Annotated in this window: 14 protein-coding genes; 11 read left to right on the forward strand and 3 right to left on the reverse strand. The window is 69.7% G+C overall.

The features are described from left to right. Positions 1-23: 23 nt before the first annotated feature. Positions 24-803: a cupin domain-containing protein gene (locus tag AMK11_RS15090; protein ID WP_073727229.1), complete on the forward strand. Its 780-nt coding sequence runs from the start codon at positions 24-26 to the stop codon at positions 801-803. Between the two features lie 435 nt (positions 804-1,238). Here the strand turns inward: AMK11_RS15090 and AMK11_RS15100 are convergent, their stop codons facing one another. Next, positions 1,239-2,495: an SLC13 family permease gene (locus AMK11_RS15100; RefSeq protein ID WP_241846976.1), complete on the reverse strand. Its 1,257-nt coding sequence runs from the start codon at positions 2,493-2,495 to the stop codon at positions 1,239-1,241. Positions 2,496-2,601: 106 nt separating this feature from the next. Next, entirely contained in the window at positions 2,602-3,723 is a 1,122-nt protein-coding gene (locus AMK11_RS15105) for a PrpF domain-containing protein (protein WP_073727910.1), read from the reverse strand. A 163-nt stretch (positions 3,724-3,886) separates the two neighbouring features. Here AMK11_RS15105 and AMK11_RS15110 point away from each other — a divergent pair, with 163 nt between their 5' ends. From AMK11_RS15110 to AMK11_RS15145, 8 genes are all read left to right on the forward strand, one after another. Beyond that, on the forward strand, positions 3,887-4,840 hold the full coding sequence (locus AMK11_RS15110) for a LysR family transcriptional regulator (protein WP_073727235.1): 954 nt from the start codon (positions 3,887-3,889) through the stop codon (positions 4,838-4,840). Positions 4,841-5,302: 462 nt separating this feature from the next. After that, on the forward strand, positions 5,303-7,597 hold the full coding sequence (locus tag AMK11_RS15115; protein WP_198941369.1) for an alpha-L-rhamnosidase: 2,295 nt from the start codon (positions 5,303-5,305) through the stop codon (positions 7,595-7,597). 59 nt (positions 7,598-7,656) lie between these two features. Next, complete coding sequence (locus AMK11_RS15120) at positions 7,657-8,451, forward strand: class II aldolase/adducin family protein (RefSeq protein WP_073727239.1); 795 nt, start codon at positions 7,657-7,659, stop codon at positions 8,449-8,451. A gap of 64 nt (positions 8,452-8,515) precedes the next feature. After that, the gene (gene rhaI, locus AMK11_RS15125; RefSeq protein ID WP_073727912.1) at positions 8,516-9,688 is read left to right on the forward strand and encodes an L-rhamnose isomerase; all 1,173 of its coding nucleotides are present in this window, start codon (positions 8,516-8,518) and stop codon (positions 9,686-9,688) included. Positions 9,689-9,788: 100 nt separating this feature from the next. Continuing rightward, entirely contained in the window at positions 9,789-11,198 is a 1,410-nt protein-coding gene (locus AMK11_RS15130) for a rhamnulokinase (protein WP_073727241.1), read from the forward strand. A gap of 193 nt (positions 11,199-11,391) precedes the next feature. Then, positions 11,392-13,833, forward strand: coding sequence for a glycoside hydrolase family 2 protein (locus AMK11_RS15135; RefSeq protein WP_073727243.1), 2,442 nt, complete (start codon positions 11,392-11,394; stop codon positions 13,831-13,833). Between the two features lie 81 nt (positions 13,834-13,914). Beyond that, a complete protein-coding gene (locus AMK11_RS15140; protein WP_241846977.1) occupies positions 13,915-14,580 on the forward strand; it encodes a TetR/AcrR family transcriptional regulator in 666 nt (221 codons plus the stop codon). Between the two features lie 94 nt (positions 14,581-14,674). Further along, positions 14,675-15,607 (forward strand): alpha/beta hydrolase fold domain-containing protein, encoded by a 933-nt coding sequence (locus AMK11_RS15145; RefSeq protein ID WP_073727247.1) that lies wholly within the window; start codon positions 14,675-14,677, stop codon positions 15,605-15,607. Positions 15,608-16,211: 604 nt separating this feature from the next. Here AMK11_RS15145 and AMK11_RS15150 read toward each other — a convergent pair. After that, a complete protein-coding gene (locus tag AMK11_RS15150) occupies positions 16,212-17,675 on the reverse strand; it encodes an MFS transporter (RefSeq protein ID WP_073727249.1) in 1,464 nt (487 codons plus the stop codon). A gap of 186 nt (positions 17,676-17,861) precedes the next feature. Here AMK11_RS15150 and AMK11_RS15155 point away from each other — a divergent pair, with 186 nt between their 5' ends. Together AMK11_RS15155 and AMK11_RS15160 are read left to right on the forward strand one after the other, a co-directional pair. Continuing rightward, complete coding sequence (locus tag AMK11_RS15155; RefSeq protein ID WP_073727251.1) at positions 17,862-20,081, forward strand: glycoside hydrolase family 3 C-terminal domain-containing protein; 2,220 nt, start codon at positions 17,862-17,864, stop codon at positions 20,079-20,081. After that, positions 20,078-21,289 carry a glycoside hydrolase family 1 protein gene (locus tag AMK11_RS15160; RefSeq protein ID WP_073727253.1) on the forward strand — a complete coding sequence of 404 codons (1,212 nt, stop codon included), beginning with the start codon at positions 20,078-20,080 and terminating at the stop codon, positions 21,287-21,289. The genes AMK11_RS15155 and AMK11_RS15160 overlap by 4 nt, the downstream gene beginning before the upstream one ends.

Genomic DNA, 21,289 nt, shown 5'->3' on the forward strand with positions numbered 1-21,289 from the left:
CCGATCGAAAGGAGGCACACGTCATGACCGGTGAACTGCCGCCCTTCCCCGGAGCGGTCGGGCTGACCGGCCTGGACGCCTACCCGTGGCCCACGGTGGATGGCGCACACGGTGGCTCCCCGCACATGCACCTGACCTGTGGGGAGTGCTACGTCGTGATCAGTGGCCGGGGACGGTTGCAGACGCTCGACGCCCACGGCCACAAGATGACCGAACTGTCTCCGGGGGACGTCGTCTGGTTCGGTCCCGGCACCATCCACCGCGCCATAAACGACGGCGACCTGCGGGTGGTCATAGTGATGCAGAACAGTGGCCTGCCGGAGTCGGGCGACGCGGTGATGACCTTTCCGCCCGAACACCTCACCACTCCGGAACGGTATGCGGAGGCAGCCACACTCACCGGGGCCGACGACACGGACCGCGCCGCCCGCGCCCGTGAGCGACGTGATCTGGCCGTCGAAGGCATGGCGGAACTGGTGCGGCAGTGGGACTCCGGGAAGCACGCGGCCTACGTCGACTTCTGCGCCGCCGCCGCCCGGCTGGTACGCCCCCGGCTGGATGCCTGGGCGCGGACGGTCGAGGACGGTGCCCTCGCCGAGGCCCGGAAGTCCCTCGAGCACATCGACGCGCTCCGTCGGGGCGACATCGGCCACCTGTCAGACGCGGCGGTGCACCGTATCGCGCGGCCTGGCGGGCAGACACTCGGCATGTGCGGGTTCCTCCATGCTTACGACCCGGTCCGGCGGGCCGGAGCGTCGGCTGGCGGGGCACCTCGGTCGGGCGCCCGGGATGTCGTCACCTGATCCGCCGGCCCGGCCGTCGTGGCCCCCGCGTCCCTTCCGGCGGTTCACACCGCCGCACAGACGCAGGCGCTCAGGTCCGTGGTGAGGGCCGCGCGTTCGGATCTCGTCCAGGACCGGACGGCGTGGTCGGCCGGCAGACCGGGCGTCAGCAGCTGGGCGTGGACCTCTGTGGGGGAAATGTAGTCGGTGAGGTGGAGGCGGCTCCGGCGGCGGCGATCGGTCGCCTCGGGCAAGGCCGGCCGGGGTGCGGCCCGGACATCTTGTCGGCCGTGGCCACCGGGTCGTGATCTGGCGGCCTTCGCTGGAGCTCGGACGCCTTCCAGTCGTTCTGCCAGCGGCCCCGAAGCTGTCTGTGACGGTCAGGGCAAACCTGTGCACCGGGCGCTGTGGAGGCGCGCCCGGTGCATGTGAGGTGTCGGGATGAGGCCGGGAAGGTCAGGAGAAGGGCAGGACGAGCGCACCCCAGGCCACGACCGGACCGATCGCGACGATACCGCCGGTGTAACCCATGACCTGCCGGTAGAAGCGGCGGGTGTCCACACCGCGGGCGTTGCCGAGCACGAGCGCGCCGTTGGTGGAGAACGGGGAGGTGTCGACGATGGTCGTGGACACCGCCAGGGCCGCGATCAGACCGGGGGCGCTGAGGTGGCTGGAGAGCAGCAGTGGTACCGCGAGGGGGATGATCGCCGTAAGGATCGCTGTGGATGACGCGAAGGCGGAGGTGACCGCCACGGTGAAGCAGAGCACCAGGGCGACGACGAGAGGAGCACCGATACCGGCGGCGTGCTCGGAGAGATTCTCGATGATGCCGGCCTTCTCGAGCATCGCGATGTACGTCATCATGCCGGCCACCAGCAGGAGCGTGGACCAGCTGATGCCGTCCACGGCCTTCTCCTGTCGCTTGATGTCCACCAGAGCCAGCAGCGCGCCCGCCACCAGGGCCAGGAAGCCGATCTCCATGTGGAAGCCGAGCGCGCCGATCACCAGCGCGAGCAGGCAGCCGAGGGTCAGCCACTGCCGCCAGTCCAGCCCCGGGGGGTCGGTGAATTCCTCGCCGGCCGTGGAGTCGGCGGTCGTCTCGTCCGTCGGAGCGGGCCGTTTGGCGAGGAGGGCGAAGGTGAGGACGGAAATCAGCAGATTGATCGTGAAGCTGGCGGCGAAGAGCGCCACCGGCGAGACGTGGAGCTGGGTGTCGTCGACGAGACCCAACACCAGGGCACCGGAGACGGCGAGCGGGGAGAACGCACCCGCGTGCCCGCCACTGATCACCATCATTCCGGCCACCAGGGGATTGATCCTGTACCGGTAGGCGAAGTTCATGGCGATCGGCACCAACAGTGCCACGGCTGCCGGGGTGAAGGTGCCGAACGCCGTGAGCGTCGCTGCTACGAGGAACAGTACCCACGGGATGAGCGTCACCTTGCCGCGCACGAGTCGCACACCGGCCGCCACGAGCCAGTCGATGGTGCCGTTGCGGCGCGCGACGGAGAACAGATAGGTGACTCCGACGATGGTGACGAACAGCTTCACCGGGAAGCCCTCGAAGATCTGGTCCTCGCTGAGGCCGAGCGAGGCGGTGCCGACGGCGAAGGTGGCGACGAAGGCCAGGATGCCCAGGTTGATCGGCAGAGCGGTACCGACCGCGAACATCACCAGGAGCGCGCCCAGAGAGATCACTTCAGCAGACATCATCGTCCTTGATGCGGTGGGGACAGGAGTGCGCGCTTTTCGAAGGCGCGAGGTCGACCCGGGGCATGACGTGAGGGCCAGTACCTCGGGGAGTTGACGGCCGCCCTGTTCAGGCCGCCTGAGCTCGGCCGGGCTCGGGTACGTAGATGCGTGCGTCGGCGAGCAACCGCGCCGCCCGCTGTACGGTGACGCGGCCCGGCAGGCCGCCCCGCAAGTCGGAGCAGCGGACTGCGACCACGCCTGCGGGTGTGCCCAGGCGCAGCCAGTCACCGGTCGGCCCGCCCGCGGCCCGGTGGACCACGGAATCCTCCAGCAGGCCCGCCGCGGCGACGGCGACGGCGGACGTCAGGCCCACGGCCGGGTGCGGAGCGTTCATGCTGAGCATGCGTACCGCTACGTCGTAGTCTTCCGCCGCGACGATCTCGCTGAGTGTCGTCGTGTAGGGCGCCGGCTCGCCGACGAGACCGACCTTGGGCACCGCGTCACCGGGGGCGTGCCCCTTTACGAGCAGTCCCATCATCGGCGCGGCGGCATGTCGGACGGCGCGCAGCCAAGGGATGTGCGTTCGCATTTCGTCGAGGGTCTCCGAGCCCGTCAGGTTGGCGCTGAGGGCGTCCACCAGGACGACCGGGGCCCCGGCGTCCACCATGCTGACGCGTACGGACTCCGCCGAGCCGATACGCAGCTCCTGCGTGGCCTTCCCCGTCGGGGCCAGGGCGCCGGTCGAACGGCCGGCCGGGTCGAGGAAGGTGAGGCCGACAGCCACACCGCCCGCCCGCGTCCCCGGCACCGTCTGCTCGCCGAAGTCGTGCACGAGGCCACCTGTGGTGTCCACGACACCCTCCAGCTGGGCACCGGTGTTGATGTTGCGCATCCGTACCCGTGTCTGGTCGCCGGTGATCGGGACCATCCCCTTTGCGACCGCGTACAGGGCAACGCCGGTGGCGCAGTTTCCACAGTTGCTCGTCCACTCGACGGTGCCGGTCCCAATGCCGATTTGGGCGAACAGGTAGTCGATGTCCGTGCCGGGCTCGGGGGAGACGCTCACGACCGCCGCTTTGGAGGTCGTGGGAGTTGCGCCACCGACGCCGTCGAGTTCCACGGGGTCGGTGGAACCGTAGGCGGCCACCAGCAGCTTCTCCAATGCGCCCCGCTCGGCGGGGACATGGACCTGCTGGAACAGCCAGCACTTGCTGGTGCCGCCGCGGACCAGTGTGGCGGGAGTGTGCACGTCGGACTCTTTCTCGATCAACGCAGGAGAGGACCGGGGACGGTTACGGGCGTGTTGACAAGACGTGAACCGCCTCGGTGATTGCGAAGACCTTCGCAGAGGCGTGCCTTGGGCACAATGGCAGATTGCTTCACTCAGGTTTAGTGCAACTAAAGTCAGCTGCATGTTGAACGTCCGCCGTCTGCTCCTGCTCACCGAGGCCACCGAGCGCGGCTCGCTCACTGCCGCCGCGGAGTCCATGGGGATGACGACTTCCGCCGCCTCGCAGCAGATGTCCCTCTTGGAGAGAGAAGCCGGACAGCCGTTGATCGAGCGGCTGCCGCGAGGGGTCCGTCCCACACCGGCGGGCGCCGCGCTGGCGCAGCGCGGGCAGGCGATCCGCCGGGAGTTGCGTGCCGCCCGGGCCGACCTGGAGTCCTTTGCCGATCTCGACCAGGGCACCCTGCGGCTCGGTTCCTTCCCCACTGCCAGCGCGTCCCTGCTGCCACTGGCGCTCACCCGGTTCCGCCGCCGCCACTCCGGCGTGCGGATCGAGGTGCGTGCCGGAGTCCTGGCCGAGCTGCGCGAGATGCTGCTCACTGGCGAGGTGGAGCAGGCGCTGCTGTGGGACTACAGCTGGAGCCGGGTCGACGACCCCGCCCTGACGCTCACCCACCTCCTCGACGACCCTACGGTGCTGGTGGTTGCCGCCGACTCGCCCCTGCGCGTCGATCAGGCTGTGCGCCTGAGCGACCTCGCCGAGCAGGAATGGATCATCAGGGCCGACAATCACCCGGTAGCCGACGTGCTGCGCCGCAGCTGCCGTCAGGCGGGCTTCGAACCGCGTATCGCCTACGCCTCGCACGACTACCAGGAGGCGCAGGCCATGGTGGCGGCCGGTCTCGGCATCGCGCTCGCGCCCCGGCTGGCCCTCACCAGCCGCCGCAGCGACGTCCGCCTGCTGCCGTTCGCCTCCGACGTGCCCGCCCCCACCCGTCGGGTCCTGCTCGCCAGCGCTCGGTCCCGGCCCGCCACCCCGCCCGCCGAGGCGATGGCCCGGGTGTTGCGCGCGGTGGCCCAGCGCTTCGCGGCCCCGGGGCTGCACCGGACCCAGCTCGGGTCCGTGCGCCGCGGCTGACCGCCGGTACGCACGTCAGGGCATCTTTCGGCGTGACACGGCTCTTGACGGGGGCGGAGAAACAGTTAAATTTTTAGCAGCAATAAATTTTTGTTGCTCGGTCGTCGGCGCCCGTACGGGGGAGGCGTCCGTCGTGCTCAACCTTGAGGAGTGGGACGCCGATGATCCGCAGCCGCGCAGTTCTGGCCGTCAGTGCCCGACTCCGACCGGACCGGCCGGCTTGTCGAGGCAGGACCGCGGCAGGCGACCACGGAGGTCCGGGCCTGCACCGAAGAAGGCCTTGGCATACAGGCGATCCAGGACTTCCGCTCTCCGGTGGCCCTCGCTCGCCGTAAGCCTTCCGCGGCATTTGCGCGGGTGTCCACGGTCGCCGGTCACCACAGCGCCTGGCGCCCAGCGCGTACGCGAAGCGGCACCCCTCCCCGCAGTCACTCTTCCCGCACCCACGTACAAGGAGTCCTCGTGTCCGCACGCACGGCGTCAGAGCCGCACTGGTCCGCCCAAATGATCACCGCCGACTGTTCGTCCGCGCCGCTGCTGCGCACGACCTTCGAACTCGACACCGGTCACGGGAAGGTGACTTCGGCGGTCCTGCGCGCGACGGCCCTCGGGATCGTCGAGGCCCGCCTCGGCGGTGTCCCCGTGTCCCCGGACGTGCTCGCCCCCGGCTGGACCGCCTACGAACAGCGACTGCGCTACACCGAGTGGGACGTCCTGGAACTCATCCGTCCGACCAACATCTTGGTCCTCGCGGTGGGCAACGGCTGGTACCGCGGCCGAATGGGCTGGCTCGGCATGAAGTCCGTCTACGGTGACGAACGCGCCGCAGCCGCCGAACTGGTCGTGACCTTCGAGGACGGACACCGCCAGACCGTGGTGACCGACGCGGGCTGGCAGGCCGCGCCCAGCGGAATCGTGGAGGACGACTGGTACGACGGCCAGGTCACCGACGCCCGGTTGCTCATGCCCGCCGAGGCCCACCTGGCCCCGGACGACGCCTGGGGCCAAGCCCGTGTGGTGGACTTCGACGACTCCGTGCTGGAGCCGTACATCGGCCCGCCCGTGCGCCGGCAGGAGGAGATCGCCCCCACCGTCGTGGGCCGTGACCAGGACGGGCGTCTCCTCCTCGACTTCCGGCAGAACCTGGTCGGCTGGCTCCGCATCCGGGTGCGCGGCGCCGAAGGCACCGAACTGGTGGTCCGCCACGCCGAGGTACTGGAGAACGGCGGTCTGTCGGTGCGCCCGTTGCGCTCCGCGAAGGCCGTGGACCGCTTCGTCCTCTCCGGTGGCGACGACGTCCTCGAGCCGACCTTCACCTTCCACGGTTTCCAGTACGCGTCGATAGAAGGTTGGACTGGCACGGACGAGGAGGCCGTGGAGGCCGTACGCGCAGTGGTCATCGGCTCGGTCCTCGACCGCACCGGCCACTTCACGTGCTCCGACGCGGACCTCAACCAGCTGCACCAGAACGTCATCTGGGGCATGCGTGGCAACTTCGTGGAGGTACCCACCGACTGCCCGCAGCGCGACGAGCGCATGGGCTACATCGGTGACCTGGCCGCCTTCGCGCCCACCGCCGCCTATCTCTTCGACGTGCGCGACTTCATGCGCGACTGGCTGCGCGACCTCTCCCTGGAGCAGGAGAAGGCCGGGGGATTCGTCCCCATCGTGGTGCCCGACGTCCTCAAGTACCAGACCGGCATGTACGAGGTACCCGAGGGCGTCGTCATCAAGCCCGCGCCCATGGCCCTCTACCACGACGGCGCCGTGTGGATTCCCTGGGCCCTGTACGAGCAGTACGGCGACCTGCGCATCCTCGACGAGCAGCGCGCCTCGGTGGCGGCTTACGTCAAGTTCATCGAGGAAACCATCAACGAGGACGGGACGCTCACCGAGGGCTTCCAGCTCGGCGACTGGCTCGACCCCGCGGCCCCGCCGGAGGACCCGGGCGCCGCCCGCGCCGACAAGGAGGTCCTCGCCACCGCGTGCATGTACCGCTCCGTCGACCTCGCCGCCCGCATGGCACGCGCCCTCGGCGACGACGAGGAGGCGGACCGCCGAGCCGCGGTCGCCGCCCGCATCCGGCAGGGCTTCACCACCCGCTATGTCGGTGCGGACGGCCACATCCGCTCCGACGCGCCCACCGTGTACGCCCTGGCCATCGCCTTCGGCCTGGTGTCCGGCGCGCAGCTCCGCGCGGCCGGGGACCGGCTGGCCAAACTCGTCGCCGACGGCGGCTACGTGATCGCCACCGGCTTCGTGGGCACGCCGTTCATCCTGCACGCCCTCAGCATCTCCGGGCACACCGACACCGCCTACCGGCTGCTGACCCAGAAGGAGTGCCCGTCCTGGCTGTACCAGGTGAGCAAGGGCGCGACCACCATCTGGGAGCGGTGGGACGCCATCCGTCCCGACGGCAGTGTCAACCCCGGCGAGATGACCAGCTTCAACCACTACGCCTTCGGCTCCGTCGCGGACTGGATGCACCGGGTGGTGGCGGGCCTGAGCCCGCTGGAGCCCGGCTACCGACGGGTGCTCTTCGCACCGCGTCCCGGCGGCGGACTGTCGTCGGCCGGCGCGCGGGTGCGTACCCCGCACGGTCAGGCACGCCTCGACTGGACGCTGGACGGCGACCGCATCCGTGTCGAGATCGAGGTTCCGGAGGGCACCGAGGGCGTGCTCAGCCTGCCGGGCGTCGACGAGCGGCTCCTCACTCCCGGGGAGCACGTGATCGACGAGCCCTTGGCCACGGCCTGACCGGGGGCCGCCCGGAGTATCGCCCGCACGTCCACCACCAGCAGAAAGCCAACCCCCTCATGCATCTCTCCGACTCGGCCTCCGAGTCCACCGTGGCCCGTGCCGCAGCCGACCTGGTGGACCTCTCGCAACGACTCGGCCACGAGGACCGGGACTGGGCCTGCGTGGCCGAGGGCAACGTGTCCGCCGCCCTCGGCGACGGAACGCTGCTCGTCAAGGCCACCGGCTCACGCATGCGAGAGGCCGAGCGCTCGGACTTCGTCCGGGTGCGACTCGCGGAGCTGACGGCGCTCATCGACGACGACACGGCCGGCGACGGCGAGGTCGAGGCGGCCTTCGCGGCGGCGCGGACCGACCCGGCGGCCAAGCGCCCGTCCGTGGAGTCCCTGCTGCACGCGGTCTGCGTCGCGGAGGGGCAGGCCTCGGTCGTCGGACACAGCCACCCGACCGACCTCAACGCCTTCCTCTGCTCGACCCGGCCCGAACTGCTCGTCGAGGGGAGCCTGTTCCCCGACCAGATCGTGGTACTCGGGCGGCACCAGCTCCTCGTCCCCTACATCGACCCCGGTCTCGCCCTGGCCCGGCGGGTCCGCGCCGACCTGCGGGCGTTCACCGCCCGCCACGGCCTCGCCCCGAAGGCCATATACCTGGCCAACCACGGCTTCTTCGCCCTCGGGTCCTCGACTCGCGAAGTTCTGGACATCACCGAGATGGCGACGAAGTGCGCCCGCATCCTGCGCGGCACCCTCGCGGTCGGGGGCACCCGCCACCTGTCCGCAGAGGACTGCGAGCGCATCGACACCCGGCCGGACGAGGTGCTGCGCCGCGGCATGCTCTCGGACGCAGCCCAGTGACAAGTCTCCGCCCGGTACCCACCCGCACCCACCGTTTCCGGAAGAAGTGAAGTCAGTGGCAGCTCTGAGCAAGGACCAGATCCTCGACCGCCTGGCGGTCCAGCACATCGAGACCCAGTCGTGGGGATACGTCAGCACCGGCACCCGGTTCAAGGTGTTCAACACTCCCGGTACGCCCCGCGACGTCTACGAGAAGATCGACGACGCCGCACTCGTGCACCGCCTCACGGGAGTCGCGCCCACCGTCGCCCTGCACATCCCGTGGGACCGGGTCGAGGACTACGGGGCGCTCGCCCGGTACGCCGCGGACCGGGGCGTGCGCATCGGGTCGATCAGCCCCAACCTGTTCCAGGACGACGACTACCGCTTCGGCTCGATGGCCAACCTCGACCCGGCCGTCCGGCGCAAGGCGGTCGACCACTCGCTGGAAGCCGTCGACGTCATGCGGGCCACCGGCTCGAAGGTGATGTCGATGTGGCTGGCGGACGGCACCAACTACCCCGGGCAGGGCGACTTCCGGCTGCGCCGCAACTACATACTCCAGTCGCTGCGCGAGGTCTACGAGGCGCTCGACGAAGACATGAGCCTCATCCTGGAGTACAAGCTCTTCGAGCCGGCCTTCTACCACACCGACCTCGCCGACTGGGGTCAGTCCCTGACCATGTGCCAGAAGATCGGTGATCGGGCCAAGGTGCTGGTCGACCTCGGCCACCACGCCCTCGGCGTGAACATCGAGCACATCGTCGCCACCCTCCTCGACGAGGGCCGGCTCGGCGGCTTCGACCTGAACAACAAGAAGTACGCCGACGACGACCTCTTCGTCGGCTCGATCAACCCCCACGAGCTGTTCCTGATCGCTCTGGAACTGGTGAAGGGCGAGGACGACCCGACGGCAACGGTCTCGGAGACCGCCCGCGCGGTTCTGTACAAGATCGATCAGTGCGCCATGATCGAGGACAAGATCCCCGCCATGCTGCGCAGCGTCACCGCCATGCAGACCGCCTTCGCCAAGGCACTGCTGGTCGACCGGGACGAACTGGCCGAGCACCAGGCCGCGGGCGACGTGGTCAGCGCCAACGAGGTGCTCACGGACGCCTACGAGACGGATGTCCGACCGATCCTGCGCGAGCTGCGGGGACGGCTCGGCGTGCCCGAGAACCCGCTTGCCGAGTTCGCGGGGTCCGACGAGCGTCGCAAGCGCGTCGAGGAACGCGTCGGCACCCCGGCGGGCTGGTGACGACCGTGCACGCACACCGGTTCCGCAGCCGTCGACCCTGCGCCACGGTGCGCCGGCGTGCCGTGGCGCACCGTACGGCCCGTCCCGTCGAGGCTCTGCGATGACGTTCGCGGTGGCCGCGGTCGATCTCGGTGCGACGAGCGGACGGGTCATGCTCGGAACCTTCACGGACGACCGCGTGTCACTCCGGGAGGTCAGGCGGTTCCCGAACGCTCCCGTCCGCAGGACGTACGGCGGCCGCACTGAGTTGCGCTGGAACTTCGGTGACCTCATGGAGCAGATCACGGAGGGGTTGCGGGAGGCGGTCCGTCAGGAACCGGAGCTTTCCGGCCTGGCGGTCGACTCCTGGGGTGTCGACTACGGTCTGGTGCGCAGCGGCCGTCAGGTCGACGACCCGTTCCACTACCGGGACTCCCGCACCGCCGAGGTCGTCGAAGAGACGCACCGGCGCATTTCGGCTGCCCGCCTCTACCGTCGCAGCGGCGTGCAGCCCATGGCCATCAATACGCTCTACCAACTGCTGGACGACCACCGCACCGGGCGCCTGGCGGAGGGCGACTCCGTCCTCCTGATGCCGCAACTGGTCGAGTACGCCCTGACAGGCGTGGCGCGTACGGAAGCGACCATCGCCTCGACCACGGGCCTGCTCGGCGCGGACGGCGCCTGGGACCTCGAGCTGGCCCGGGAGCTGGGCCTTCCGGTGTCGGCGCTTCCCGCCCTCGTCGGTGCCGGTCAGGAGCGGGTGCCGTTGTTCGCGGACCTCGGGCGGGTACTCGGCAGCGACGGGCTGACGGTGACAGCTGTCGCCTCGCACGACACTGCCTCCGCCGTGGCCGCGACACCTCTCGCCGCGGGGGACGCCTACATCAGCTGCGGGACCTGGGGACTGGCCGGGGTGGAGCTGGAAGCCCCATTCCTCGACGAGGCCGCCTACCGGGAAGGTTTCACCAACGAGGCGGGGTACGGCGGCCGTATCTGCTTCCAGCGCAATCTCATGGGGCTGTGGCTGCTCAGTGAATGCGTTCGCCGGTGGAGGGAGCAGGGCGACGACCAGGCTCTCCCGCAACTGCTCGCCGCCGCCCGGTCGGCGGCCGGCAGACCCGTCTTCGACGTGGACGACCCGGTCTTCGCCGAACCGGGCGACATGCCGCGCAGGATCGCCGACTGGTATCGCGCCCGAGACCTTGAGCCGCCGGGTTTCCCGGCCGAGTTCGTCCGGTGCATCGTGGACAGTCTGGCCGAGAGCTTCGCCGCCGCCCTGGCGGCCGCCTCCCGGCTGACCGGCCGGCCCGTCCGGCGCATCCACGTGGTGGGCGGCGGATCCCGCAACGCGCTGCTCTGCGAGGCGATCGCGAAGCGGTCCGGTCTCCGGGTCCTGGCCGGTCCCGCGGAGGCCACAGCACTGGGCAACGTGCTGGCACAGGCGGCCGTCGCGGGACGTGTGCCCCGCGAACCCGAGGCCGTCCGCGCCGTGGCGGAACGATCCGCGGATCGTACGTCGTTCGGCTGACGGTCGCGGCCGGTGCACCCGGCCGGGGCGCAGGACGGCGACCGGCCACGTACTGGCTGTGAAATTCGTTAAATGATAGAAATCTGGGGTGCCGTCACAACGGGGTCGTGCGAAGCGGGGTGCCAGGCGTTCCGCGCTCGGATCGGCAGCGTTCACGGCCCCACGGCGCGAGCCGACAACTCATGGAGTCCTCATGTACCGCACGTCCTTCAACGACGGCTGGCAGGTACGGCCGAAGGTCAACCCCTTCGCCGAACTGTCCGGTCAGGTCGTTCCCTTCCGGCCGGTGACGCTGCCGCACGACGCGATGATCGAGCAGTGGCGGACCGCACCTGAAGGCGCTGTGACGATGGAGGGCGCCGGGAACGCCTACTTCCCGAGCGGTGTGTTCGAGTACCGCAAGACGTTCACCGTCCCGGAAACGGACCGGGGGAGGCGCGTCCACATCGAGTTCGAAGGTGTGTACCGGGATGCCACGGTGTACATCAACGGTGACTACGCGGGCCAGCGGCCCTACGGCTACTCACGCTTCCGCATCGATGCCGACCGCTTCCTGCGCTTCGGTGAGGAGAACGAGATCCGCGTCGAGGCCCGGGCACACCGGGACTCGCGCTGGTACACGGGTGCCGGCATCTACCGCGACACCTGGCTCCTCGTGGGGGACGTGGTCCGCATCGCCCCCGAGGGAGTCCAGGTCAGCACCCCTGACATCGATGCCTCACGAGCCGTGGTCGAGGTCACGACGAGGGTCGTCAACGATTCGATCGAAGTGCGTACCGTCCCCGTCGTCACCGAGGTGCGCGACGCCGACGGAGCAGTCGCGGCCCAGGACGTCTCGAAGGTCACGGTGCTGCCCGGTGAACCCGCCGTCGTCCGTCAGCGCCTCTACGTTCCCGCTCCGGCTCTGTGGAGCCCTGAGGCACCGAACCTCTACACCTGCCGAGTTTCCCTCGAGGGCGTGGACGAGGAGGTCGTCACCTTCGGAATACGCACGCTCCAGCTCGATCCTGAGTACGGCCTGCGCCTGAACGGCGAGACGGTGAAGCTGCGCGGGGCCTGCGTGCACCACGACAACGGTGTTCTGGGCGCCGCGACCTACGCCCGGGCGGAGGAGCGGCGGGTCGCGCTGCTGAAGGAGGCCGGCTTCAACGCGATACGCATCTCCCACCAGCCGATCAGCACGGCGATGCTGGACGCCTGCGACCGGCTCGGAGTGCTGGTCGTGGACGAGGCGTTCGACATGTGGACGTCCGCCAAGACCGAGTTCGACTACAGCCTCAGCTTCCCCGAGTGGTGGGAGCGTGACATCGAGGCCATGGTCGCCAAGGACTTCAACCACCCGAGCGTCATCATGTACTCGATCGGCAACGAGATTCCCGAGACGGGATCGCCCTTCGGTGCCGCGTGGGGCCGCCGGCTGGCGGAGAAGGTCCGTTCGCTCGACCCGACGCGCTACGTCACCAACGCCATCAACGGCATGCTGGCGGTGATGTCCGAACTCGGCGCCCTCCAGCAGCAGGCGATGGAGCAGGCGGTGGAGGACGGGGCCGGCATCAACACCCTCATGGCGGACGCGGGTGACGCGATGAACGCCGTCAGCTCCTCCGAGCTGGTCAGCGAGCGCACCGCGGAGTCCTTCGCCGTCCTCGACGTCGCCGGGATGAACTACGCCGAAGCCCGTTATGCCCTGGACAAGGACCTGTTCCCGAACCGGATCATCCTCGGCACCGAGACCTTCCCCACCCGCATCGCCGGCAACTGGGAACTGGTCGGTCGCTACGGCCACGTCATCGGTGACTTCACCTGGACCGGCTGGGAGTACCTCGGTGAAGTCGGCATCGGCCGCCCCCAGTACCACACCGAGGAGGGGCCGCAGCACGCGCACAACGCCCCCTATCCGTACCTGGTGGCCGGTTGCGGCGACATCGACATCACTGGGTACCGCAGGCCGGCGTCCTTCTACCGGGAGATCGTCTTCGGCCTGCGCGCCGAGCCGTACATCGCGGTGCGCAGGCCGGCACATCACGGCAAGAACTGGGCGGGCTCGCCCTGGGCATGGAGCGACACGGTCGCGAGCTGGACCTGGCCGGCGCACGTGGGCATGCCGGTCACGGTCGAGGTCTACAGCGACGCCCATGAGGTGGAACTCCTCCTCAACGGCACGTCGCTCGGACGGCGGACCGTCGGCGCAGGGCAGCGGTTCCGTACCGAGTTCGAACTCGTTCACGAGCCGGGAGAGCTGGTCGCGGTCGCCTACCGCGATGGCGCCGAGACCGGCCGCTCAAGTCTGCGCTCGGCCGACGGTCCCGTCAGGTTGGACATCCGCGCGGACCGCGAGGTGATCAAGGGGACGGGCGGCGATCTGGCGTACGTGGACCTCGCGCTCACCGACGCCCGGGGCACGGTGCACACGGCCACCGACCGTCAGGTTCGCGTCGAGGTCTCCGGTGCGGGCGAGTTGCTGGCACTGGGCAGCGCTGACCCGGCGACGGACGAGTCGTTCGGCTCCTGCGCACACCACACCTATGAAGGACGCGCACTGGCCGTCGTGCGTCCCACCGGGCCGGGGAAGATCCGCCTCACAGTGGCAGCCGAAGGATGCGACCCCGTCGACGTCGTCGTCACGGTCGAGTAGCACGCCATGGCGCGAGGTGCAACGAGCCACCCGCGCAGGCCGTGCGCGGGTTCGTCGGCGTACTGAAGTACGGTCTGACGCGTGACGGACCAGAGAGAGACAGGAGGCCCCGGAGTGACCGGTCAGCGCAAACCCCGGGGCCCCTACCGCAAAAGCGCGGAGCGGCGCGAGCAGATCCTCCAGGCGGCCTACGAGGCCATAGATGAACATGGGGAAAGAGCTTCCCTGCAGGACATCGCCGACCGGGTCGGCGTCACGCAACCGGCTCTGACCTACTACTTCCCCACCCGCGACGACTTGCTCCTCGCCGTCCTGGAGCGGCGCGACGCGCTGGGGAAAGCGACCGCTTCGGCCGCCTCGGCGGGCAGCACCATGATCGATGGCATGGTCGCGAGTGCGCGGCACACGACGGATCACCCGGGGCTGGCCAAGCTGTACGTCACGCTGTCGGCGGCGGCCACCGACCCGGACAGTCCCGCCTACGAGCACTTCCGCAACCGTTACCGCACGCTCGCCGATGAAGTCACGCGTGACTTCGAGGCCCAGCAGCAGGCCGGTTCCCTTCGGGACGACGAACCGGCGGACCACTTGGCACGGGCGCTGCTCGCCGTCCTGGACGGCCTCCAGATCCAGTGGATGCATGATCCCTCGGTGGACATCGCTGCGATCGCCGAGACCTTCACGCGCTTGCTGGGGCTCACGGGCACGTCCGAGTCGGTGGCGCACGAGGACCGGTCCGCCGTTTGAAGCCCACCGCCGGGAGTCCGGCGGGTGGGGAAGAGCGGACGGTCGAAGCCTTGATCGATGCAGGTCCCAACCGACACCACGCTCTGGAGCACACATGCCGCTCGATCCCTACCTGGCCGACAGGACCCGCCTGCTCGAAGGGCTCACCTGGGAGAAGGCACAAGCAGACGCCGAGGCCATGGGCCGCTTCCTCGAGTTCCACCGAGACCCGGGTCAGTGGACCGCGCCTGACGTGTCGGTCGCCGACCACACCGTTCAGGGCCCGCACGGTGAGGTGCCGGTGCGTGTCTACACGCCCCGGGGGGAGATACGGCGGGCCCTGCTGTGGCTGCACGGTGGTGGATTCGCCGGCGGCGACATGGACATGCCCGAGGCCCACCTGGTCTCCGCGGAACTGTCTGCGCGAGCCGACGCGCTGGTCGTCTCGGTCGGGTACCGACTGGCCGTGAACGGCACCCGGTACCCAGTGCCCGTCGACGATGTCCATGCCGCGTGGAAGTGGCTGACGGCGAGCTGCGGCCTGGTCTCCGGTCCAGTGGGCCTGGGCGGTGCGAGTGCTGGTGCCGCGCTCGCCCTTTCCACGGCTGTGCGCCTGCGCGACGAGGAGGGATCGGGTCCGAGCCCGGACGCGCTTCTGCTCGCGTACCCGTTCGTCCACTTCCCGACGCCTGCCCTCGACAACGAGACAGCTGCCGAGATGCGCGACCTGCCGCCGCTCCTGCGCTTCTCCACGGCGTCGATCGAGCACATGGTGCGCAATTACGTGGGCCGCCTGAGCGACCTCCCTCCGGCAGCCATGCCCGGTGCCGCCAGGCTTGAGGGACTGCCGTCGACCGCCGTCGTCCTGTCCGAGTACGACGATCTCCGCCCTTCCGGTGACCTGCTCGCTCTGCAGTTGGAGGAGTCGGGAGTGCCCGTGCGTACCTATCTCGCGGCGGGGATGCTGCACGGCCACCTGAACCGCACGCCGGCCTTGAAGGAAGTCGATCGCTCGCTCGACTTCCTCGTGGAGGCGCTTTCCGGCTGACAGCGGCGAGACAGCCTTTGCACGAAGCTTGCGGAACCGACGAGCCGCGGCGACCCGGTGGACGGTGCGACCGTCACGGGCCTCCGCGGCTCGTCGCGTTTCTCACGACGCGCTGCTCCGGGAGGGGACTGCCCCACGTTGGTCGGAGCGGCTGCAGCAGTGACAGTCGGCGCGACATTGCTCCGCCACCGCAGTCGTCAGGGGCGTGTCCCCTCCTGCCCGGCTCAGACGTCGTCAGCGCCCCTGGGGGAGCTGCGGCACGTCAGTCGGTGTACCCGTAGGGCCGTGACGTCCCGCATCCGGCTCGCGCGGGAACGCGCCTGCGGGCCGGGTCACCGCCGGTGGTACGGATCATTCGTTCCCCGGATCGTCCACCCGCGCCCGGCAGCGGCGGCCGACACAGTCGGATGGCCGAAGCCGTGCACCAGGACCGGTTCGGCCGGCGGACGAGCCTCCGAATCCGGCATCGTCCCCGAACGTTCAGTTACTCAGACCGCGGATCAGGCTCTGCTCGAAGGTGCTGCACCAGGCGGGCCGGGCTCCGGATGGACGGAGCCCGGTCCGGGAAGCCAGGTGGGGGAGCGTGGCTCCGGCGGAGCGTGCGTCAGGCGGCCTGACCGGTCTCGGCCTCGTCCAGGGACTTGGCCCTGGGGATGAAGAACGCGAGCAGCGTCGCGACCGCGACCACGCCGGCGAACAGCAGGAAACCGTTGGTGAAGGCCGAGTCGACGTAGAAGGCGGTGCCCTTCACGACGTTGTGGTTCTGTGCGACGACGACGAAGGCGATCTGGGTGAGGACGCCCTGCATGACGCCCTGCATCATGTTCTGCGCGCCGTTGCCGATGGCTTGTTCCTCCGGCTTGACGGACTCGATGATCATGATCGGGACCAGCGCCACGACGATGCCCATGCCGATGCCGCTGATGACGCCGAGCCCCATCATCTGGGCGACGCTGTAGTGGAACTGTGAGATGAGCACGATGCCGACGGCTACCAGGGCGCCTCCGATGCCGAGGAGCAGGCGGGTGTCGACCTTCCGGGCGAGGAAGCCGGTCGCCACCGAGACGGCGAGCAGGACCAGGCTGTTGGGCGCGCTGACCCAGGCGTTCTTGGTGGCCGTCCAGCCGAGTCCGTCGGAGAGGCCGGGGATGTCCGGCATCAGGACGAGCAGGTTCATGACCGTGCCCTGGGCGTATACGGCTCCCATGATCAGGCCGAGGACCAGGAACGTCGACCACACCCGGCGGCGCCCGAGGAGGGTGATGGGGAAGATCGGGTGCTCGGCCTTGCGCTCGACCAGGACGAAGACGACGAGGGCTGCCAGCCCGCCCAGGATGAAGGCGAGCGTGTCGCCGCTGGTCCAGCCCCACTTCTCGCCGTTGCCGACACCATAGATGATGGAGGCCATGCCGCCGCCGAGCAGGATGCCGCCGGCCCAGTCCATGCGAGTGCGCGCTTCCCGGACCGGGCTCTCGGGCACGGTGGTCAGCAGGGCGACCAGGCTGACCGCCGTGGCGATCACCATGAACCACAGAACCCCGCGGTAGCCGAAGTCGTCCAGGACCCAGCCGGAGAGGAACGGGCCGCCCAGGGCCAGAACGCCCATGCCGCCGCCGAGGAATCCGCTGGCCGGGCCCACCAGCCTGGGCGGGAAGACGTCCCGGGCGAGGGCGTAGACGAGGGCGATGGAGGGGCCGTAGAAGCCGGAGATGGCCCGTCCGACGAGAAGGGTCTCGTAGTTGGTGGAGACGGCGGCGATGAGGTCGCCGAGGAGGCCGAGCCCGGTGATGACGAGCAGGACGCGCTTCTTGCCGTACATGCCGGCGGCCTTCACCACGAACGGGGTGGAGAAGACGCCGACCAGCAGGCCGATCTGGCTGAACCAGGCGATCTGGGTCGTGTGGTAGTGAATCGCGATCTCGGACTGGGCGTTCGAGGCCATCAGGCCGATGAGGCCGTTGAGCTGGGATGCCCACAGGAGTGCGATCAGGATGACTGCGAACCGCGCGCCGAAGCCGGAGTGTCCGGCTTCCTCGTCGCGGTGGGGTGTCTCGACGTTGAGTGACATGCGGCACCCAGGCCTTCCGTACAGGTGGAGCCCTTGTGCTCCCAGCGCGCAGGCTAGCTCCCAATTTTTTTGAATGGTAGATTTTCAACGCGGAAACATTTCTGTGACCTTCAGGTGGACGGAGCGCCGCCGGCTCCTCCCTGACTCCCTCGATCCCGCAGCCACCCTCTGAGAAGGGACCGTTCCATGCCTCAGTCCGACCTCACAGCCCTCTCCCTGGAGGAGAAGGCGTCGCTGCTCTCCGGAGGCGACTTCTGGTCCACCCGGTCCCTGGACCGAGCGGGTGTGCGCCCGGTCGTGCTGACCGACGGTCCGCACGGCATCCGCAGGCAGAAGAAGGGCGCCGACCACCTGGGCTTCCATGCGAGCGAGCCCGCCACCTGCTTCCCGCCGGCCGTGGCGATGGCCTCGAGCTGGGACCCGTTGCTGGCCGCCCGGGTGGGCGAGGCGGTGGGTCGAGAGGCGCGGGCGCGCGGCGTCGGCGTGGTGCTGGGCCCGGGCGTGAACATCAAGCGGTCGCCGTTGTGCGGCCGCAACTTCGAGTACTTCTCCGAGGATCCCCTGCTCACCGGCGTCCTTGGCGCCGCGTTCGTCCGGGGCCTGCAGGAACAGGGCGTGGGCGCGACCGTCAAGCACTTCGCCGCCAACAACCAGGAGACCGACCGGATGCGCGTCAGCGCCGACGTCGACGAGCGCACCCTGCGCGAGATCTACTTGGCCGCCTTCGAGCGCGTGGTGACCGAGGCCGCGCCGGCCGCCGTGATGTCGGCCTACAACCGCATCAACGGTGTGCCCGCTTCGGAGAACCGCTGGCTGCTCACCGACGTCCTGCGCACCGAATGGGGGTTCCAGGGTGCGGTCGTCTCCGACTGGGGAGGTGTCGGGGACCGGGTGGCGGCCCTGGCGGCCGGCCTCGACCTGCAGATGCCCGGGCCGAACGACGCCCACGTAGCGGCCGTTGTGGACGCGGTCCGGCGGGGCGACCTGGACGAAGCGCTGGTCGACGCGAGCGCGCGGCGGGTCGCGGCGCTCGCGGAACTCGCCGTCGACGAGGACCCCGACGCGTCCGTGCCTGCGGAGCACCACGAGCTGGCCCGAGCAGCTGCTGCGGACTGCGTGGTTCTGCTCAAGAACGACGACCGTGTCCTTCCGCTGGCGTACGGGGTGCGCCTCGCCGTGATCGGCGAGTTCGCGGCCGAACCGCAGTTCCAGGGCGGCGGCAGCTCCCTGGTCAACGCCACCCGCGTCGACACACCGTTGGACGCGCTCAAGGCCCTCGGCAACCCGGTGACCTATGCACCCGGCTTCTCCACCGCCGGTGAGGGTGACGCCGCGGAGCTGCGCGAGGAGGCGCTGCGAACTGCCCGTGAGGCCGAGGTCGCGGTGGTCTTCGCCGGGTTGCGAGGTGACACCGAGGGCTCCGACCGTGACCACCTGAGCCTGCCTCCCGAGCAGGTGGCCCTGATTCGCGAGGTCGCCTCCGTCGCGCCGCGGACGGTGGTGGTGCTCGCCACCGGAGGCGTCGTCTCCCTGGAGGAATGGCACGACGACGCCGACGCGATCGTCGCCGGCTGGCTACTCGGACAGGCAGTGGGCGGTGCCCTGGCGGACGTCCTCTCCGGCGCCGTCAACCCCTCCGGTCGCCTCGCCGAGAGCATCCCGCTGCGTCTCGAGGACAACCCGAGCTACCTCACCTTCCCCGGGGAAGCTGGACACGTCCGCTACGGGGAGGGCGTGATGGTCGGCTACCGGCACTACGAGTCCGTCGGCCGCGCGGTGCGCTACCCCTTCGGGTATGGCCTGAGTTACACGGAGTTCCGCACTGGCGAGCCGGTGGTCGACATCGACGGGGACGACACCGCCACTGTCCGGGTCACCGTGACCAACACCGGCGAGCGCACCGGGAAGCACGTCGTCCAGGTCTACGTCGCCACCACTGCGGGCCGTGTCCGGCGCCCTCTGCGCGAACTGCGTGCCTTCAGCAAGGTCGAGCTGGCCCCGGGGGAGTCCCGCGAGGTCGAGCTGCGCCTCGGTCGGCGGGCGTTCGCCTACTGGGACATCGAAGGGTCCCGTTGGACGGTGGCCCCGGGCCAGTACACCGTGCAGATCGCCGAGAACGCTTCTCAGGTCGTCGCCGAGCGAACCGTCACCCTGACCGGTGACACCGACGCCGTGGTGCTGACGCTCGACTCTGCCATCGGCGACTGGTTCGCCCACCCGGTCGCCGGACCGATGCTCCAGGAGGCACTGCTCGCCGGGGCCACCGAGGAACAGCGCCGAGAGCACGAGGCCAACAGCGACCTGATGGAGATGGTCGCGTCCATCCCCGCAGGCCAGTACCTCCACTTCCCCGGCGTACCGGTCACCGCCGACGATCTGAACCAGATCCTGGAGGCCACCCGATGAACCGGGCCACTGCGCTGCGCCCCGACTTCCTGTGGGGAGCCTCCACATCGCCCCACCAGGTCGAGGGCAACAACCTCAACAGCGACTGGTGGCGCATGGAGCACCAGAGTCAGGGACACCTGGAACTCAGCGGCGACGCCTGCGACAGTTACCACCGCTACCCGCAGGACATGCGCCTGCTGGCCGAGGCGGGGCTGAACGCCTACCGCTTCGGTATCGAGTGGGCGCGTGTGGAGCCCGAGCCGGGGGAGTTCTCCCGGGCCGAGCTGAACCACTACCGGCGCATGATCGACACCGCGCGTGACCTCTCCCTGGAGCCGGTGGTCACCCTGCACCACTTCAGCAGCCCCCGCTGGTTCACCGACGAGGGCGGCTGGACGAGTCCTCAGGCCGTCGACCGGTTCACCCGATACGTCGTGCAGGCCTGCGACATGCTCGGCGACGTCTCATGGGTCTGCACCATCAACGAGCCCAACATCCTCGCCCTGATGGCCGGGATGGCGAACGCCGTGGCCGACGGCGCCGACCTCAACCTCGGCGCGGGCCGGCGGATGCCCACCCCAGGTACGGAGATCGGCGAGGCACTGGTGAAGGCGCACCGGGCCGCCGCGGCCGTCGTGCGGGAGCGCACGTCGGCGAGGGTCGGCTGGACGGTGGCGCAGCAGGCCCTCGTTCCCGCACCCGGAGGCGAGGACCTGTACGACCGGCTGCGGTGGGCATGGGAGGGCCTCTATCACCAGGGTGCGGAGGGGGACGACTGGCTGGGCGTGCAGTCGTACACCAGCCAGACGGTGGACGAAAGGGGTATAGTCCCCGCGCCGGAGAGCCCGGACAACACGCTCACCGGTTGGGCGTACCGGCCGGACGCCCTCGGTATCGCGCTGCGCCAGGCTTGGGCGGACACCGGTGGTCGCATCCCCCTGCTCGTCACCGAGAACGGCATCGCCACCGCCGACGACGCGCGCCGTATCGCCTACACCGGCGAGGCCCTGCGACACCTGCACGCCGCTGTCGCCGACGGAGTCGACGTGCGGGGATACCTGCACTGGTCCGCGCTGGACAACTTCGAGTGGGGGCACTGGGCGCCGACATTCGGCCTCATCGCCGTCGACCGCCGGACCTTCGTGCGCACGCCCAAGCCGAGCCTGGCCTGGCTCGGCAGCGTCGCCCGCAGGCGTGGTCTCCTGGAGGAGGAGACCCAACAGTGA

The organism is Streptomyces sp. CB02414 (genome assembly GCF_001905385.1).
GTDB lineage: Bacteria > Actinomycetota > Actinomycetes > Streptomycetales > Streptomycetaceae > Streptomyces.